12 protein-coding genes and 1 pseudogene are annotated in these 19,129 nt (G+C 64.4%); 5 read left to right on the top strand and 8 right to left on the bottom strand.

The annotated features are described in order from the left end of the window. Positions 1–151: 151 nt before the first annotated feature. The 6 genes from ACWGS9_RS19740 to ACWGS9_RS19715 form a co-directional block, all read right to left on the bottom strand. Entirely contained in the window at positions 152–1,228 is a 1,077-nt protein-coding gene (locus tag ACWGS9_RS19740; RefSeq protein ID WP_454506806.1) for an ABC transporter ATP-binding protein, read from the bottom strand. Beyond that, a complete protein-coding gene (locus tag ACWGS9_RS19735; RefSeq protein ID WP_454506817.1) occupies positions 1,215–2,153 on the bottom strand; it encodes a PfkB family carbohydrate kinase in 939 nt (312 codons plus the stop codon). The genes ACWGS9_RS19740 and ACWGS9_RS19735 overlap by 14 nt, the downstream gene beginning before the upstream one ends. After that, entirely contained in the window at positions 2,153–3,169 is a 1,017-nt protein-coding gene (locus ACWGS9_RS19730; protein ID WP_454506805.1) for an SIS domain-containing protein, read from the bottom strand. Before ACWGS9_RS19730 ends, ACWGS9_RS19735 begins: the two co-directional genes overlap by 1 nt. Before the next feature lie 2 nt (positions 3,170–3,171). Beyond that, positions 3,172–4,017, bottom strand: coding sequence for a carbohydrate ABC transporter permease (locus ACWGS9_RS19725; RefSeq protein WP_140645641.1), 846 nt, complete (start codon positions 4,015–4,017; stop codon positions 3,172–3,174). Further along, positions 4,017–4,901 (bottom strand): carbohydrate ABC transporter permease, encoded by an 885-nt coding sequence (locus tag ACWGS9_RS19720; RefSeq protein ID WP_454506804.1) that lies wholly within the window; start codon positions 4,899–4,901, stop codon positions 4,017–4,019. The genes ACWGS9_RS19725 and ACWGS9_RS19720 overlap by 1 nt, the downstream gene beginning before the upstream one ends. Before the next feature lie 87 nt (positions 4,902–4,988). Then, on the bottom strand, positions 4,989–6,227 hold the full coding sequence (locus ACWGS9_RS19715) for an extracellular solute-binding protein (protein WP_454506803.1): 1,239 nt from the start codon (positions 6,225–6,227) through the stop codon (positions 4,989–4,991). A 222-nt stretch (positions 6,228–6,449) separates the two neighbouring features. On the opposite strand from ACWGS9_RS19715, the gene ACWGS9_RS19710 reads away from it, so the two are divergent. Next, entirely contained in the window at positions 6,450–7,652 is a 1,203-nt protein-coding gene (locus tag ACWGS9_RS19710; RefSeq protein ID WP_454506802.1) for an ROK family transcriptional regulator, read from the top strand. A 14-nt stretch (positions 7,653–7,666) separates the two neighbouring features. On the opposite strand, the gene ACWGS9_RS19705 is transcribed toward ACWGS9_RS19710, so the two are convergent. Together ACWGS9_RS19705 and ACWGS9_RS19700 are read right to left on the bottom strand one after the other, a co-directional pair. After that, positions 7,667–8,581 carry a hypothetical protein gene (locus ACWGS9_RS19705; RefSeq protein WP_454506816.1) on the bottom strand — a complete coding sequence of 305 codons (915 nt, stop codon included), beginning with the start codon at positions 8,579–8,581 and terminating at the stop codon, positions 7,667–7,669. A 64-nt stretch (positions 8,582–8,645) separates the two neighbouring features. Then, entirely contained in the window at positions 8,646–9,512 is an 867-nt protein-coding gene (locus ACWGS9_RS19700; RefSeq protein ID WP_454506801.1) for a hypothetical protein, read from the bottom strand. A 356-nt stretch (positions 9,513–9,868) separates the two neighbouring features. Here ACWGS9_RS19700 and ACWGS9_RS19695 point away from each other — a divergent pair, with 356 nt between their 5' ends. The 4 genes and pseudogenes from ACWGS9_RS19695 (at position 9,869) to ACWGS9_RS19680 (ending at position 19,106) form a co-directional block, all read left to right on the top strand. Beyond that, complete coding sequence (locus ACWGS9_RS19695) at positions 9,869–11,686, top strand: ShlB/FhaC/HecB family hemolysin secretion/activation protein (RefSeq protein ID WP_454506800.1); 1,818 nt, start codon at positions 9,869–9,871, stop codon at positions 11,684–11,686. Between the two features lie 8 nt (positions 11,687–11,694). Then, entirely contained in the window at positions 11,695–18,165 is a 6,471-nt protein-coding gene (locus tag ACWGS9_RS19690; RefSeq protein ID WP_454506799.1) for an MBG domain-containing protein, read from the top strand. 108 nt (positions 18,166–18,273) lie between these two features. Next, positions 18,274–18,561: pseudogene (locus ACWGS9_RS19685) on the top strand (GNAT family N-acetyltransferase); the annotation flags it as partial. A gap of 176 nt (positions 18,562–18,737) precedes the next feature. Next, entirely contained in the window at positions 18,738–19,106 is a 369-nt protein-coding gene (locus ACWGS9_RS19680; RefSeq protein WP_454506798.1) for a GNAT family N-acetyltransferase, read from the top strand. Positions 19,107–19,129: the final 23 nt, after the last annotated feature.

Here is a 19,129-nt window from a genome sequence, read left to right as displayed (position 1 = left end):
TGATTCTGTTTTGTTCGCTTTTCGATTCTCGTTTGGACTCCAATTCCGACTTGCTTGGCAGTCGGTGCACGACTTTTGCAGCAGCCTGTTAAGTCCTTGTTTTTATGCATGTCGTTGTCCCAGAACCGAGTACACTTCTGGGCGACACGCATTAGAAAGCCTTGCCGGTCACGGGATCGAACAGGCGAAGCGCGTCCGCGTCGAAGACAAACGCGCATGGCTGGCCTTTGGCGACGCGGGCTTGCGGCGGCAAGGTCGCCGTCAGTCCTTGCGCTCCGACCCGAGCGGTGGTGACTTGTTCGGGACCAGTCAGCTCGACGACGTCGATCTCGACCGGCAGCGACAAATCGGTGCCGCTGCCCGGTCCAAGGCGAAGCGCTTCGGGCCTGATGCCAACGACAATTTTTGCCCCGTTACGGGCCACGCTCGCGTAGCGCGCCGGCAGCGCCAGACGCGCATCCGTGCCGGCGATCGCGAGCTTGCAGTCCTCGACAACCGCTTCCAGCATGTTCATCGCCGGCGCGCCGACGAAGCCCGCCACATAGAGCGTCGCTGGATGGTTGTAGATCTCCTGCGGCGTGCCGAGTTGTTCGATGCGGCCGTCGCGCATGACGGCGATGCGGGTCGCCAACGTCATCGCCTCGATCTGGTCGTGCGTTACGTAGACGACCGTGGTGCGCAGCATCTCGTGCAGGCGCTTCAACTCGGTGCGCATTTCGAGGCGCAGCTTGGCATCGAGATTGGAGAGCGGCTCGTCGAACAGGAAGACCTGCGGCTTGCGAACCAGCGCCCGGCCGATGGCGACGCGCTGGCGCTGGCCGCCTGACAACTGGCCGGGCTTGCGGTCAAGCAGGCTCTCTATCTGCAGGAGCCTCGCCGCTTCGTTCACCGCCTTGTCGCGCTCGGCGGCGGGAACCTTGCGCATTTCCAGGCCGAAGCCAATGTTGCGGCTCACGGTCAGGTTCGGATAGAGCGCGTAGGACTGGAAGACCATGGCGATGTCGCGGTTCTTCGGATGCACGCCAAGCACCGACCGGCCGCCGATCAGCACGTCGCCGCTCGTTGCCTCGGCGAGACCCGCGATGATGTTGAGCAGGGTGGACTTGCCGCAGCCCGAGGAGCCGAGCAGCACCAGGAACTCGCCGTTTTCGAGCGCGATATCGATGCCTTTCAGCGTCTCGATGCTGCCGTAATTCTTGCGGACGTCGCGGATTTCAAGCGCGCTCATGGACGGCATCCTCGAATTGGATCGGCCCGCCATAGTCGCGGGGCAGGGTTGAGATGGCGCGCGAGGCCACCCGTATGGCGGCGGACAGGCATTTCTCCAGCGGTCGCCCCTGTGCCAGTGCGGCCAGGAAAGCGGCGTTGAAGACATCGCCGGCGCCGATCGTGTCGACGACCGTGACAAGCGGTGCCGCCGCTTCAATGAGCTCGCCGTCCGCGCCGATGGCAATCGCGCCGTCCGGTCCGCGCTTGACGACGACCGTCGCGCCGTCCCGCATGCCGCCGCGGATCTTGCGCGCCGCTTCTGCCGGGTTTGCCAGGCCGGCCAGCGTCGTCGTCTCGACCTCATTGAACAGGGCCAGTTCGCAGCGCGACAGCCAGCCGCGCGCCGCGGTGCAGTTCGCGTGCGTCCAGCCGTCGATCGGCCAGCCGGTGTCGAGCGCGACGGCGATGCCGTGTGCTTCGGCCCAGTCGAAGAAAGCGTCGTAATCGCGCGTCAGGTCGTCGGTGAGGAAAGAGCCGCAGAGCAGCGCATAGCCGCCGGAAAGCCGTTTCCCATCGAGCACGGAGAGCACGTCGCCCAGGCTGAAGCGGGGCAGGTGGCCGCGTGTGGTGAAGAAGGTGCGCTCGCCATCGGGATGGGTCATGCCGACCGACAGCGTCGTGCCTTCGGGACGAACCGGCCATTTTTGCGCGCGGTGTCCGAACGCCTCGCGCAGCCAGCGGCCGAACTGGTCGTCACCAAGATTGGCGGCGATCTCGAAATCGATGCCCAGCGCCTGCCAGGCGAGAGCCGTGTTGCCGGCCTGGCCGCCGACCCGCAGGTCATCGTGGTCGACGACGGTCTCGGTGCCTGCCTTCGGCCAAGGCGCGACCGGGCCGACGATCAGGTCGACATTGACGTTGCCGATCACCGCGAGCGGCCGCATCATTCGCTCCGCGTGATCTTGGTGGTGCGCACCGGCGTTCCGGCGTTCTCGACGCGGGCATCGGCGAAGGCGATCATCAGGCGCTGCGCCACCGGCAGCATGGCAAAGACCGCCGCCAGCCCGGAGGCAGGCTTGAACCTCAATGTGACGGCGCCCGCGACCGGCGGCATGCCAGAAGCGTCGAAGACGATCAGCGGCGCGCCGGCTTCGACGACGGACAGGGCCATGGCGGTAACGAGATCGGCGGTCGAATCCTTGCCGCGGAAGAGGATGATGCCGATTTTTTCGCCGAGCATCTCCATCGGCCCATGGCGAAGCTGGCCGCCTTCGAGGGAATAGCAAGGCAGGCGCGACAGTTCGGCGAGGCCGAGTGCCAATGCTTCGGCCACACCTTGAAGGCTGCGGCCCGACGTGACCACGGTCGCCACATTGCCGAGTGCTGCAAGCGCCGCATCGATCGCAACCGTCTCCGGCTCTTTAAGCGCGGCAAGGGCGGCGGCGGGATCCTCGCCGAACGCGGCCAGGATGGCGAGATGCAGGGCGAAGGTCACGGTCAGGCTGCGGGTCGCGGCAAAGGCGAGCTCGGTGCCGCCGGCGCCGACGAGGCAAGGCACTGTACGGCCAAGGAACGAGCCAACTTCCAGCGTCAGGCCGAAGGTTTCGGTGCGATCACCAGTCTCGGCAAACCAGCGCAACACCTCGGCGCTTTCGCCCGACTGCGAGGTGACGATCACCGTCCTGCCGGCAAGCTGCAGCGGCTGGCCGAGCTGTTCCGACAGCGGCAGCGCGATGGCATCGATGCCGTGCGCGCGATAGAGCGGCTCGACGGCACGGGCGACGGCATGCGAGGCGCCCATGCCGAGCAGGACGAGCCTGCCGTTGCGCCTGATCGAGGCGGCGACCTTGGCGGCTACCTCCTGATTGTTCTCGAAGGAGGCAAGCGCATCCTCATGCTGGCGCGCCATCTCGCGGTCGATCGCGACAAGCCCTGCCGGGCGTTTCTTTTGTGCAGTCATTATTATCCTTTCACACCGCCGCTGGTGAGGCCCGAGATCAGCGCGCGTTGCATGACAAGGCCGATCAGCACTGGCGGCAAGGCCGCAAGCACGCCAGCGGTGGCGATCAGTCCGTAGTCGGAGACGCGGCCGCCGGCGAGATCGGCGATGGCGACAGTCAGCGTCTTTGCCCGCTGATCCGAGGTGAAGAGCAAGGCGTAGAAGAACTCGTCCCAGGCAAGCAGCACGGCAAACAGCGCCGATGTCGCCACCACGGGTGCCGCCAGCGGCAAGGTGATGATGCGCCAGGTCTGGAGCAGTCCCGCCCCGTCGATCATCGCCGCGGCCTCGATCTCGCGCGGAATGGAATCGAAGCCGGATTTCATCAGCCAGGTGGTGAAGGGCGCCAGGATCGTCAGATAGATCAGCGCCAGGCCGAAGACGTTGTTGAGAAGGCCGAGATAGGACAGGCCCATATAGAGCGGCACGGAGAGCGCCACAGGCGGCAGCATGTAGGTGGCGATCACCATCGACAGCGACCAGCCCACCGAAGGCGTGCGCGAAACGGCCCAGCCCGCGGGCACGGCAAGTACGATCGCGGCAAGCGTTGCCATGCCGGCGACTTCCAGGCTGTTGCGCAGCGATGCGGTAAAGGCGGCGCCGGCGCTGTTTTCGGCCGTCGACAGAAGCTGCGCGTAACGCGAGAAGTCGGCCGCCTGCGGCCACCAGCGCAGCGGCTTGGCGGCGAGATCGGCCGCCGGCGATATGCTCATGACGAAGAGCCAAGCGAGCGGGGCCAGGATCACGGCGGCAAGCAGGATGGCGCAGACATAGATGAAAGCGGTGAAGACCGGGCTCTTGCGCTCCATCAGGCCGCGCTCCCGGCGGTCTTGCGGACCAGTGTCGCATAGGTGACGGCGAGCACGGTGACGAGCAAGGTGACGATCAACGCCAGCGAGGCGCCGGAGCCGGCGCGCTGGAAAGAGAAGGCCTCCTGGTAGACGAGGATCGACAGCGAGCGCGTGCTGTTGGCCGGGCCGCCGCGGGTCATCACCCAGATGATGTCGAAGACCTTGAAGGCCTCGATGGTGCGCAGAACGAGCGCCACCATCAGCGGGCCGGCGAGATAGGGCAGGATGACAAAGCGGAAGCGGGCGAAGGGGCCGGCGCCGTCGACAAGTGCCGCGGCGGTGATGTCGCGCGGCACCGCCTGCAGGGCGGCGAGCGCGATCAGCGCCACCAGCGGAAAATTCTTCCAGCAGTCGGCCACGATCAGCGCGGCAAGAGCGGTTCCCGGCTCACCCAGCCAGGAGCGATAGTCGTCGATGAGATGGAGCTGCGTCAGCGCTGCGTTCAGCGCGCCATATTCGGGATTGTAGATCAACCGCCAGAGCGTCGCGTTGACGACGGTAGGCAGCGCCCAGGGCAGGATCATCAGCCCGCGCAAGATAGCGCGGCCGCGGAATTCCTGGTTGAGCAAAAGTGCCGCAAGCACGCCGATCACCATCTCGGCGGCGACCGAGATGACCGCGAACCAGGTGGTGGTCGCGAGCGTGCGGGTGAAATTCGAGCTCGTCAGCATCTTGGTGTAATTGTCGAAGCCGACATAATTGCCCGCGGTGCCGACCAGTTGGGCGTCGGTGAAGGAGAGCCTGACGGTATCGACCAATGGCCAGCCGATGACGGCGACCATGATCACCAGAAGCGGCAGCATCAACAGCCACGCGCGAGTCGTCATCCAGGTGCCTGACATGCGAGGCGCCTCTCTTCCTTCATCCGATCAGAAATAGCACGGGCGGCGCTCGTGTATGAGGCCGCCCGCACGTCGTGGAACGCCGGATCAGAGGCCGCTGTTTCCGGCCGCGGTCTTGAGCGCGGCTTCCGGTGTCGTCTGGCCAAGCAGCGATTCCTGGATCGCCTGCTGCAGCGCCGTCGACAACTGCTGATATTTCGGCGTGGTCGGGCGCGGATACATCGCGGCGAGGCCAAGCTTGGCGGCGGCAATCAGTTCTTCCTGGCCCTTGGTGACGGCCGGATCGTCATAGGACGAAGCCCAGATCGGCAGCGAGAGCTTGGCATACTGGTTCTGCGTCGCCTGCGAGGTCATGAACTCGATGTATTTCCAGGCTTCGTCCTGATGCTTCGACACCGCCGTGACGCCAAGGCCCATCGAGCCGTTGACGGCCGAGACCTCGCTGGTGCCGGCAACGCCCGGCGCCGGCACGACGCCGACCTTGCCCGCGACCTTCGAGTCCTTCGGATCGTTGGCCATATTGTACATATAGGTCCAGTTCAACGCGAAAGCGGCATCGCCGTTCTCGAACACCTTGCGGACGTCTTCTTCCAGGAATTCCTTGGAGTTCGGATTGGTCAGGCCCGACTTGTAGCTGTCGACCATGTATTTCAGCGCCGAGACGCCGCCACCGTTCTGGAAGTCCGGCTTGCCGTCCTTGAGGAAGTCGCCGCCATAGGCGCTGACCAGCGTGGTGTAGTCGCAGACGGCGGCTTCGGCCTGCGACCAGCTCCAGGCGATCGGCGTCTTCAGCAATCCCTTGTCCTGGATGATCTTGGCCTGCTGGCCGAGTTCTTCCCAGGTCTTCGGGGGCGCCTTGATGCCGGCCTTCTCCAGGATTTCCTTGTTGTAGAACAGGTATTTGGTGTCGAGGATCCACGGCATGCCGTAGTATTTGCCGTCGTATTGGACGGTGGTCCAGGCGCCGGGCAGCACGCCCTTCTTCATGTCGTCGGTGATCTTGGACGTGACGTCGACCAGCACCTTGTTGGTCGCATATTCGGCCGGCCAGATGACGTCGAACAGCACCACGTCGTAACCGCCGCCGGACCCTTGCGCGAGCACGGTCTTGTCGTGCAGGCCTTCATAGGGAACGAATTCGAGATTGACCTTGATGTCCGGATTGGCCTTGGTGAAGGCCTCAGTCATCGAGCGCACGTCGGCCTCGCTATAGGCGGCTTGCGCCATGAAGAGCGCGTTCAAGGTCGTTTCAGCGAAGGCGTGGGGGACGAACAGTCCGCCAACGAACACCGCGCCCAGAAGTGTCTTACCGATCGATTTCAGCATTTGTCTTCTCCCATTTTCGACAGCTGCGAGTGCGCGGCAAAGGCTGTGCCGCTTCCTCGAATTCGCCTCGCGTGTGACCGGATCTGTCCCGAACGGCGTGCGGCGAGGGCTCGAGGCCTTGGCCGTCTTCTTGTTGAACCGCCCGGGTTTCACCTATTAAGTCAATTCGCTTGACTTAATTAGTCGATCAATCCTTTAATGGAGTCAAGAGGGGAAACGACAGTGCACGACATCAGGCCGATCCGTGCCAAAAGCGGCACCAACCAGGAAGGCACGAGCGCGCATAACCGCCGCGTCATGATCGAGGCGCTGCGGCTCAACGGCGCGCTCTCGCGCGCCGACCTGGCGCGGGCGACGCAGCTTACCAAGCAGGCGGTTTCCAACATCATCGAGGATCTCGAGCAGGATGGCCTGGTCGTGGCGCTGGATGCGGTGCGCAAGGGCAGGGGGCAGCCTTTCACGCCCTACCGGCTGGTGCCCGAGGGAGCCTTCGCCATCGGGCTGCAGATCGACCGGCATTTGGCTCGGGTGGTGGTGGTCGATCTTATCGGCAGGGTGATGGCACGCGCCGAGGCCAACTTGCCGCTCGATGAACCGTCTCCGGGTGTCCAGACCATCCTTGGCCTTGTCGCGGATGTCAGGCGCGAGCTGGCCGGCATTTCCGCGCAGTCCGAACGGCGGTTGGTCGGCCTTGGCGTCGCCATGCCGGGGCCGTTCGGCCTAAAGGAAGCCGACGACAAATGGATGATGCCCGCCTGGCAGCAATTCCCGTTGCTCGAGACGCTTGCTGCCGGCACCGGACTGAATGTCGGGCTGCAGAATGACGCGGCGGCCTGTGCAACGGCGGAGCGGATCGTTGGCGCCGCGCATGGCGTGGATCACGCCGTTTGCCTTTATATCGGTTACGGCATAGCCGCCGGGCTGATCCTCAACGGCGAGCTCTACAATGGCGGCAACGGCAATGCCGGCGAGATCGGCCGGGCGCTGCTGTCGCCGGCCGGTCCCGGTTCGACGCCGTTGGAGCACCGCGCCTCGCTCGCCTCGCTCTACCAGCATCTCGGTCTCGACCCCGCCGAGAGGGGCCTCTACGAGAAGCTCGGCGCGCTGGCGCTCGCGCAAGATCCGAGGGTCATGGGCTGGGTCGAAAGAGCCGCGTCCGACCTGCGTTGGAGCGTGCATCTGATCGAAACGATCTTCGATCCGCAAACCGTCATCCTCACCAGCAGCGCGCCCGAGGCGCTGGCCCGGCTTCTGGTCCAGGCCATGCATCCGCTGCTGCCGTCGATCGCGGATCGTCCGGCGCGACGCCTGCCGCGCCTGCAACTCGGCACCACGGATCCTTGGGCGATTGCCGTGGGCGCCGCGGCCGAGCCGATCAGCCGGGCCTTCGATCCCCGGTTTTCCGCTATCCTGAAGGCCGGATAGAAAGGCGCAAACGCTCAGTCGGTCGCTTGCTTTATGCTGGCGGCGAAGGCGGCGTCGATGATGGCGAGCTTGACCGCCTGCGCAGCGACGTATTCGCCGTAAAATTCGTTCGAGATCCACATCACGGAGTGGCCGCGCCGCCCGAGCCAGCCGACGCTGCCGAGCGCCTCGGCGTCGCGCAGTTTGCGCGCGAGATGGGTGCGCGACAGCTTCAGCCACCGGGCGAAGTCGCCGATCGAGAGGACGCCGGTCGGGATACGCTCCTGGCCGGCATTTTCGGGGTCGACGCCAGAGATCAGCCAGTCCATGACGACGCCGCCATTGTTGAGCCAGGTGAACAGCGAAAAAGTCTGTTGCGGCTCGCGCACCGGTACAGAGGAAATCAGGCCGTCCGCGATCAGCGGCTGCAACTTGGCCAGCATTTGCGGCCTTGCCTGAAACGTCTCCAGCCGGTTCGCGCCGTCCAGAGCGTCAAGCGTGCTCAGATGGATATGAATCCAGCCGATCAACGGCTCCAAGGTCATGCCGGGCAGTTGCAGGGGTCGAATGCGGCCGTCGTCGCCCGCCGGGCCGACCTCGATGAAATTATAGTGCTGCATTTCCTTGATGAAGGCATGAGCCGTGTTCCGGCTTGCCACCGCGTGCTGAACGGTGACGTCGACAAAACGCGCCGCCGTCAGTTCCTTTCGGTAGTCGCTGGGGTCCCTGCGGAAATGCAGGGCGAGACCGATATGGGCCATCAGCCAGCGTTGCTGGGTGGCAAAGACGGAGGATGCCCGCGGGTTGCCTTCATAGGCCTGCTGCATCGCCAGGGCTTGCGCACGCACGCAAGCGTGCAATGCCGGGTGACCGGCAATGTCTTCGTAGGTCAACTCCCCCTCCCAGCTTCCACCCAAAGATGCTGTATGCTCGCAGGTTGCGGATAGCATTTTCGGCCCGCACCGGCCAGCGCGGGTGCCGGTTTTGCGCAACGCCGCGCCGAGCTTTGGGCGGTCAGCGATCTTTCAGAGCTGAGATGCAGGCTTCGAAGGCCTCGTCGACGACCGCGAGCTTGGTTGCCTGGACGGCCATGTACTCGTCGAAGAACTGCCGCGAAACCCACATCACGGAATGGCCGCGCTGGCCGACCCAGCCGATGTTGCCGAGCGCCTCGGCATCATGGAGCTTCCGCGCCAGATGGGTGCGTGAGAGCTTCAGCCAGTGGGCGAATTCACTGACCGAAATGACGCCGGTCGGTATCCTGTCGAGATGGACGTCCTCAGGATCGATGCCGGACATCAGCCAGTCCATGACGATGCCGCCGTTGTTTAGCCAGATAAACAATGAAAAAGTCTGCCCAGGCTCCCGCACGCCCTCACTGGCCAGCAATCCGTCGGCGATCAGCGGCTGCAATACAGGCAACATTTCGGGCCGATCGAGGAAGGCTGCCAGCCGGGTTCCGCCGTCTATGTGGTCGAGCGTCCTCAGATGCGCGTAAATCCAGCCGGTGAAGGTCTCTATGGTGCCCGCCGTGACCCGCAACGGGTGGGCGCGGCCGTCGCCGCTGGCCGAAATATATTCGGCGATGTCGTAGTGCAGCATCTCCTTGACGAAGGCCTCGGCGGTGTTGCGGCTGGCCACGGAATGGCGGCGCACGATCTCGATGAAACGCGCCACCGTCATTTCGGTGCGGCGGTCGTTGGGATCGCGCCGGAAATTCAGAGCCAGGCCGACATGAGCGAGCAGCCAGCGCTGCTGTGTGGCAAACACGGCAGCCAGCCGCGGACTTGTCTCATAAATATGGATGAGCGCCTTAGCCTGTTCCTGGACACCGCGAAGCGCTGCCGGATGACGGGCGATCTCTGCGGCACTCAGCGGCATTTCCTGCGGCACTCCATGCGATTCCAAGCAACGACAAATGAAGATTCCCAGTCTTCGCCGGTCGTGTCCAGTTGCCCATTGGAACAACGGCCGCTCAAAACCGATCAAGCGGTGCATTCCTGGCTAACTATTTGCATCGGCTCCGGGAAACCCGTCCCAATAATAGTCCGGTCCGCAGCCCTGGGTTGAATTGACGAGCCCCGCCGGGCAGGCATAGGGTTCGCGCCATCGGGGCTGCGGGGAGCGCTTTCCCGGGAAAAAGAAGAAACAAGGACAGGGTCTGGCGCCCGATGCGCGGCATCGGCGGTGGCAACGCTTTGCGTCCGGATCTTTCGTCCCAGATCAAGAGTGACTGCGTGAGCCATATAGGTGGAACCGGCCTGCACGCCGATGAAAACCGCGACATCCGACATGGTGCCCAGCCCCGGCCTGGCGCCGCCGGATGGCGTGTCGGCCGCTGCATCAAGATGGCGCTTGCCGCTGCTTCGGCCTGCCTCTGGCTTTCGGCCAGCGCTTTCGCCCAGACCGCAAGCCAGATCACCCCGCCCACCTTTCGGCCTCCACCCGGGCCGGACACGGCAGGTGTCTCCATCCCCGAGAGCGAGGGGCTGGAGGCACCTCCCGGCGCCGAAAAGCTGAAGGTCAAGCTGGCCGGGGTGCATATCGAGGGCGGCCTCGCCGAGATGGCGGATGCGACGCGCAAGGTCACCGCTGGGATTTCCCGCCGTACCGTCACGGCGGCGGAGATATTCGCCGCGGCGCAGCAGCTGGAAGCCGAATACGCGCGCGCCGGTTATGTGTTGGCGCGGGTGGTGCTGCCGGCGCAGAAACTGACCAACGGCGCGACCTTGCGGCTCGTCGTCGTCGACGGCTTCCTCGAAAAGATCGACACCGGCAATTTGCCGGAACGGATAAGGGGTAGGGTCGAGGCGACGCTGGCGCCGTTGGTCGGGAAAAAAAGCATCAAGCTGTCCGCGATCGAACGCAAGCTGCTGCTGGCCGGCGACACGCCGGGCGCCAGGCTGCGCTCGACGCTGAAGGTGGGCTCGACCAAGGGCGCCAGCGTGCTTGTCATCGACGGCAAATACCGGCCGATCGGCGGGCAGCTCACCGTCGGCAATTCGCTGTCGCCTTCGTTGCAGCGTTGGTCCACCGGCGTCGGCATCGATTTCAACTCGCTGCTCGGCCTCGGCGAGCTCGTCTATCTGCGGGCCGGCGGATATCCCAGTGGCGGCGACCAAGGCCTGTTCAGCGAGGATCCGCGCAACCGCAACTATGCCGCCGGCATCGTTCTTCCGATCGGCTATGACGGACTGACGCTCAATCTCGAAGCCAGCCGCACCCGCGCCAATCCGAATGCCGAGGCGGGCTCGCTCGGCTTCGGCAGCGAGTTCGAACGCTATTCTGCAAGCCTGCGCTATCCCTGGATCCGCAGCCGCGCGCTGACGGTAAGCAGCGAATTGTCCTTCGACGCGCAGAACGACTATCTCGACGCCGTCACGCCGATCTCGTTGCCGATCGCCGAGGACCGGCTGCGCATCATCCGCTTCGGCACCGACGCCACCTGGTTCACGCCGCTTGGCGGCGTCTTCGTCGGCAACGTCACGGCTTCCTTCGGCATAGATGGCCTCGGCGCGCGTATGGCCGCCGACGCCACGCCGCTTCTGCCGCTGTCGCGCCAGGGCGCCGACGCGACGTTCCAGAAACTCGAAGTTTCGGCAAGCTATAGCCAGACGCTTGTCGAGCATGTCGGGCTCGATCTGTTCGCCCGTGCGCAGACCTCGTTCGGCAAGCCGCTGCTGCAGTCGGAGCAAATCGGCCTTACCGGCGCAACCGGCCTGTCAAGTTTCGATGCCGGCGCACTGCAGGGCGATTCCGGTTACGTGGTCCGCGGTGAACTGTCCTCACCCTGGTATTTCCCCTTCACCGGCGGCGTGGTCCAGCTTTCGCCTTATGTCTTCGGGGCTGTCGGCGAGATCCGCCTCGAAATGCCGACGGCGCTCGAGAAAGCCAGCATTGTCGGTGCCTCCTACGGGCTTGGGATCAAGCTCGGCACCGCCTTCGCAAGCGATCCTACCAACACCAGCCTGACCCTCGAATGGGGGCGCCAGCACCGCGACGATCAGCAATCCGACAGCGACCGTTTTTCACTGAACGGCTCCATCCAGTTTTAGGTCCGGCCATGAGCAAAACCTTCCCGATTCTTCCCGTTGTGAACCTGCCGCTGACGGCTTTGCTTCTAGCCTCGACGGCGCTTGTCGGCTTCGCGTCGGCGCGAGCGCAGGAACTGCCGACCGGAGGCAGCGTAGCGTCCGGCGGCGTGACCATTTCCAAGCCGTCGGCCTCGCAGCTTGCAATCAAGCAGTCGACCAATTCGGCCATCGTCAACTGGCAGAGTTTTTCCATCGGTGCCGGCGCCAGGGTCGATATCGATCAACCGGATTCATCCTCGGTGATGCTCAACCGCGCCACCGGCAACACCAAGTCGACCATCGCCGGCCAGCTCAATGCCAACGGCCGGGTCTTTTTGGTCAATCCGAACGGCATCGCAATTTCGAAGACCGGCAAGGTGAGCGCCGCCGGCTTTGTCGGCTCCTCGCTCGATATCAGCGACGAGGACTTCAAGGCCGGTAAGATCAAGTTCAAAGGCACGGGCACCTCCGCCGCTGTTACGAACGAGGGCTCCGTCTCGATCGGCTCAGGCGGCTATGCGGCCTTGATCGGCGGCAGCGTCGACAATTCCGGCACCATCAGCGTGCCGCTCGGCAAGGTTGGATTGGGCTCCGGCGAGGAGGCGGCGCTCGATCTTTCCGGCGATGGTTTCCTCCAGGTGGCGGTGCCGACCAAGGCCGACGGCTCCGGCGCGCTGGTCGGCAATTCGGGCGTGATCAGCGCCGATGGCGGCCGTGTCGAGATCAAGGCGGCGGCGGCCAAGGAAGCAGCCCGGCGGGCCGTCAACATGTCGGGGTTCGTCGAGGCGCGCACCGTGTCCGGGCAGTCCGGCGAGATCGTGCTCGGTGGCGACCAAGGCGTGGTCGAGGTTTCGGGCAAGCTCGATGCGTCGGCAAAGGCCGGCGGCAAGGGCGGCAAAGTCACGGTCACCGGCCGCAAGCTGAAGCTCAAGGGGGCGACCGTTGACGCTTCCGGCAAGAATGGCGGCGGCGCGGTCAAGATCGGCGGCGACAAGCAAGGGTCTGGCGCGTTGCAGCGCGCCGAGACCACCGAGATCGACAAGGATACGACGATCAGCGCCAATGCGACCGGCACCGGCGACGGCGGCACGATCATCGTCTGGTCCGACGAAGTCACGAGTTTCGACGGCAAGGGCTCAGCGCGCGGCGGCGAAGACGGCGGCAATGGCGGCTTCGCGGAGGTCTCCGGCAAGCAGCGGCTCGATTTCACCGGCTCTGTCGACCTGCGCGCCCGCTTGGGCGACATCGGCGACCTCCTGCTCGACCCCTACAACGTGACCATCTCCAATGCCGCGGGCAACACCGGCGGCAGCATAAGCGCCAACACCAATGACAGCGTCATCAATGTCGCCACGCTGCAGAACCTGCTCGCGACGGCCAACGTCACCATCTCGACTGGAAGCGGCGGCGCGCAGGCCGGCGACATCACCGTCGCCGCGCCGATCAGCTGGAGCGCCAACACGCTGACGCTCGACGCCTATCATTCGATCGTCTTCAACGCCAGCGCCACGATCGGCGGCGTCGGCGGGCTCTCGCTGGTCACCAACAACGGCGGTACCGGCGGCACCATCTCCTACGCGCTGGGGGCTTCCGCGACCTTCACCGGCACGCCGGGATCACAGGCGCTGTCGATCAATGGCCAAAGCTACACATTGATCTATGACGTCAATGGCCTGCAGGCAATCAACAGCGGCCTGACGGGTCGCTATGCGCTGGCCAGGAACATCGATGCGAGCGCTACGTCCGGCTGGAACAGTGGCCTCGGCTTCATATCGCTGGGCACCGACGGCAACAGCAATGTTCAGAACGGCGGCAACGGCTTCACCGGAACGTTCGACGGGCTTGGTCACACCGTGGACAAACTGTCGGTGACGCAGCCCAGCGCCCAGTATGTCGGCCTGTTCGGCTATGTCGGCGCGGGCGGCCTCGTCCAGAATGTCGGCGTCACCAATGCGACGGTTCGAGGGTTCAAGACACTCGGCGGGATTGTGGGTTTCAATGCCGGCACGGTTACTCAGAGCTATTCGACCGGTCAGCTGTTCACGACGGAGTACGGATCCAACTCGGGTGGCCTAATCGGCGAAAACGGTGGCGCGCTGTCCGCCAGCTTCTCTACCGTTGCCGTCAATGCGCGTGACAGCAACAGCGCCGGCGGAGCGGTGGGCTACAACAATTTCGGAGCCATCGATCGCGTCTACGCCATGGGCGCCGTCGATGGCGGCAGCGCGGGGGCCAATTCCGGCGGTCTCGTCGGGGCGAACTATGGTTACTCGTTCGTAGGCCAGGGTGGCAGGATCACCGACAGCTACTCGACCGGCGCGGTCAGCGGCGGATGGAATGTCGGAGCATTTATAGGCAACAATCTTTACGACGGCGTCGTCACCGGCGCCTATGACATATCGACATCGGGCCCATATAACACTTCGTCATCGGCCAAGCCCGCGATCGGCGGCGGCACCACGGGCGGCTCGGTCAATGTCGTCGGTCTCACCACTTCCAGTTTCCAGAATGGCGGTGTCAGCGGGCTGAGCGCCGCCTATGGCGGCGGAACCGGCGGCCTCTATCCTTATCTGAAGAGTTTCTATCCCAACGGCGCCCAGGCAATTTCCGGAATCGCCTATAAGGACAATGGCGGCACACCGCTGCTCTCCGCTACCGGGCAGCCTTTCTACACGAAGAATCCGGGTCTGGTTACGGTCGTCTCCAACGGCTCCACGCTTGGCACGGTGTCTACCGGCGTGAACGGCTACTATTACCTCGTTCTGCCGAATGGCTCGGTCTCCGGCAACGTGGTCGCCTATACGGTTGCCGACAACGACGTGGATAACAGCTCGGGCGCCAAGAATGGCGTGACGTTCCGCGCCGGGCTCTCCGGCGGCAACATCTCCAATCTCAACGTCTATGGCGACTGGCGCCTCGACGAGGTCGATGGTTCGATCACGTCGCTGTCGGCGCTGAACAGCGCCTACGCAACGGCGATCGGATCGGCCTCCGTGGGCAGCCTGTCTTTTGCTAATCGCCAGATCGAGACGGCGGCAACGACCTTCGCGCTCAATCAGGCGCTTTCGGTCGACACCGGCACGCTGGCTCTGTCGTCCGACGGCACCGTGACGCAAGGCGCCACCGGCAACGCCATCACAGCCGGTTCGCTATGGCTCAGCGGCACCGGTTCGTTCGCGCTCAACGGTGCCGACAACCAGATCGGCAGCGTCGCCGGCAATGCCGGCTCCGTCGATCTGCGCGACGGTGCAAGCCTCACGGTCGGCAGCGCATCCAGCGCCCGTGGTGTTAGCGCAAATGGCGTCAACGCCACCGGTCCGGTAAAACTCCAAACCACGGGCGACCTTACGATCGCCGCGAACGGGACCGTCAGTGGGGCCAATCCGGTTCTGGCGGCCGCGGGCCTGTTCGTGAACAATCGCGGCAGCGACGCCGTCACCGCGACCAGCGGCCGCTGGCTGGTCTACGCCGCGGGACCGACCGGAAACACATATGGCAACCTGGACAGCGGCAACACCGCAATCTGGAATACAGCCGCCGGCGGCGCGGTCAGCGCGGGCGGCGACCGCTATGTCTTCGCCTATCAGCCGACGCTAACCTTCACGTCCGAGAACGCGACCAAGACTTACGGCGACACGGCGCTGCCGACATTGACCTATTCGGTGGCGGGCTACCAGACGGGCGTTATCGGCGCCTATCTCGGCGATACCGCGGCGACGACCTTCAACGGCGGGCCAAGCGTGACTTCCGTCAATCCACCAGCCAACACACAGGTCGGCGCCGGATCCTATGCAATCACCGTCGGTGCCGGCAACCTTACGGCTCTGAGCGGCTACGGCTTCGCCTACAACAGCGCGGGCCTGCTTACCATCGGCAAGCGCGCGGTGACGGTGACGGTCACGCCGGGGCAGGGCAAGATCTATGGCGATGCCGATCCCTCGTCATATACCTACACCGTCTCAGATCTCGGCGCCGGAACGGCCTTGGTCGGCAGTCTCACCCGCCAGAGCGGCAAGAATGTGGGGACCTACGCCATCAGGCAGGGCACGCTGACCAACGCCAACAATTCGAACTACGACATCACCTATGCCGGCGACAATTTCGCCATAGCCAAGCGGGCCATCACCGTGACGGCGGCCGCCAAGAGCCGCATCTACGGCAACAGCAATCCGTCCCTGACATATCAGATCACGTCAGGCAGCCTTGTCGGTGGCGATAATCTGAGCGGGGGACTGACGACGGCGGCGACAACGACCTCCGACGTCGGCAGCTATGCCATCACTCAAGGCACACTCAACAACAACAACTATGCGATCAGCTATGTCGGCGCCAACCTGTCGGTGACGCAGCGCGCGATCTGGGTGGCGGCCGATGCCAAGAGCCGCGTCTACGGCGATGACAATCCGGCGCTGACCTATCGGGTAACCTCGGGCTCGCTGGTCAACGGCGACAGCCTCAGCGGCGCGCTGGCGACAACGGCCACGACGGCTTCCGCCGTCGGCAGTTACGGCATCATGCAAGGCACGCTCGCCGATGCCAACTATGCCATCACCTATGTCGGCGCCAATCTGTCGGTGACAAAGCGCGCCATCACGGTTACGGCCGACAGCAAGAGCCGCGCCTATGGCGACGACAACCCGGCGCTCACCTACCAAGTGACATCGGGCAGTCTGGTCAACAGCGACTCCTTGAGCGGTTCGGTGACGACAACTGCCACGACGGCATCCAGCGTGGGCAGTTATGGCATCACGCAGGGTACGCTCGCCAACGGCAACTACGCCATCACCTATGTCGGCGCCAACCTCACCGTCGGCAAGCGCGCGGTCACGATCACAGCCGATGCCAAGAGCCGCGCCTATGGCGATAGCAACCCGGCGCTGACCTATCAGGTTACGTCAGGCAACCTGGTCGGCAGCGACGTGCTGAGTGGTTCCCTGGCGACGTCGGCAACGCAAGCATCCGGCGTCGGCACCTACAGCATCACGCAAGGGACACTTAGTAACGGCAACTACCAAATCAGCTATGTCGGCGCCGACCTCATTGTCGGTAAACGCGCGATCACGGTAACAGCAGACGCCAAGAGCCGCATCTATGGCGACGCCAATCCGGCGCTGACCTACCAGGTCACCGCGGGCAATCTGGTCAACAACGACAGCCTGGCCGGTTCGCTGTCGACGACAGCCACGGCAACCTCGGATGTCGGCAATTACGGCATCACGCAGGGCAGCCTCGACAACGGCAATTACGCGATCAGCTATGTCGGCGCAGACCTCACCGTCGGCAAGCGCGCGATCACCGTGACCGCCGACGCGAAGAGCCGAGCCTATGGCGACGATAATCCGACGCTGACCTATCAGGTCACCTCTGGCAATCTGGTCAACAACGACAGCCTGGCCGGTTCGCTGTCGACGACAGCCACGGCAACCTCGGATGTCGGCAATTACGGCATCACGCAGGGCAGTCTCGACAACGGCAATTACGAGATCACCTATGTCGGCGCCGATCTCACCGTCGGCAAACGCTCGGTGACGGTCACGGCCGACCCCAACCAGGGCAAGACCTACGGCAATGCCGATCCGTCGTCCTACAGCTACACCTATAGCGATCTCGGCAGCGGCGCGGCTCTCGTCGGTGCTCTCGATCGCGATGCGGGTGAGAATGTCGCCAGCTACACCATCGGCCAGGGCACGCTGACCAACGCCAATAATTCCAACTACGACATCGCCTTTGTGGGTGCTGCCTTCAACATCGGCAAACGCTCGGTGAACGTCACCGCCAATGCCAACCAGGGCAAGATCTACGGCAATGCCGATCCTTCGTCCTATAGCTACACCTATAGCGATCTCGGCACCGGTGTTGCGCTGGTCGGGACGCTCGGTCGCGCGGCGGGCGAGAATGTCGGCGACTACGCGATCGGCCAGGGCACGCTGACCGACGCCAACAATTCGAACTACGACATCACCTTCGCCGGCGCCGACTTCAGCGTCGCCAAGCGTGCGATCACCATCACGGCCGATGCCAAGAGCCGGCCGCAGGGAAAGGTCAATCCGCCGCTGACCTACACGATCGGCGGGCTCGGCCTGGCTGACGGCGACACACTCGCCGGCGCGCTTTCAACCGGCGCGACCACCTCGAGCGCACCCGGGACTTACGCCATCGAGCAAGGCAGCCTCGGCGCCTCGGCGAACTACGATCTGACCTATGTCGGCGCCAATCTGGTGGTGCAGCCAAGCGAAGTCGGTGCGACGACCGATACGGCAAGCATCGTGGCTTACAATTTTGTGGCGCATGGTGGCGGTGCCTCGCTGCCGATCATGTTTCCAGGGGCCGTCTCTGCCGGCGATCCGCAAACGATCGTCGAGGATCCGCGCTTCGACGAAGCCGCGTTCTGCCGGGCCATGGGAGCGATTTCCGCCGTGTGCTTGGTGGCGTCGGCCGAGCAGACCGGCGCCGGTCAATAGTGTAAGGGTGCGGAAGCTCTCGTTGGACTTTGCAGCCTGCAAGCGACGGCCTATCCTGACGGCTTGAGGGTCCTTGCCAAGGCACTGCCACAGCCTCCGAATGAGACGATGCCGAGAACAATCCGGACTTTGACCGCCATCGAAGTGGAAACGCTCGTCGATTGGGCGGCGGGGGAGGGTTGGAATCCTGGGCTCGGTGACGCTGCCGCTTTACGGTTGGCCGATCCGGAGGGGTTCATCGGCGCCTTCGTCGGCGATGAGATGGTGGCCGGCATTTCGGCTGTCGCCTACGGCCCGGGCCTCGGCTTCATCGGCCTCTATATCTGCCGGCCCGACCGGCGTGGCGAAGGTCACGGCAAGGCAGTCTGGGATGCCGGCATGGCGCGCCTCGGCAACCGCATCATCGGTCTCGACGGGGTGGCCGAGCAGCGGGCCAACTACCAGCGCATGGGCTTCGTGCCTGCCTATGAGACCGTGCGCTACAGCGGTCGCCCCGCCGGATTGGCTGACGGCAGCGACATACGGCCGGTGACGGCGGCCGGCATGGAGGAGATATTTGCTTACGATCGCCAGTGCTTCCCGGCGCCCGGGAGGCCTTCCTTCTGGAGTGGCTGCGGCAGCCCCGGCTGGCGCTGCTCTCTGCCGGGTCGGCCGGCATTGCCGGCTACGGCGTGGCGCGTCGATGCCGGGAAGGTTTCAAGGTCGGGCCGCTGTTCGCCGACCGGACGGATCTGGCCCTGGCATTGGTGGCAGGCCTCTCGGCCAGGATCGGCAATGAAGCATTGCACATCGACGTGCCGGTCAGCCAGCTTGCATTCACCGCCATGCTCCAGGCCGCCGGCATGGTTGCGGGCTTCACGACGACGCGCATGTACAAGGGCGGCAAACCCGGTAATGCCCCGTCGATGGTCTTCGGCATCACGACGCTTGAGTTGGGATGATCGCGGGCTGCCCAGCCGAAGCC

The organism is Mesorhizobium sp. Arg314, from assembly GCF_053714275.1.
Note: the sequence above shows the minus strand (reverse complement) of the source record. Positions and strands in the feature narration are given on the sequence as shown.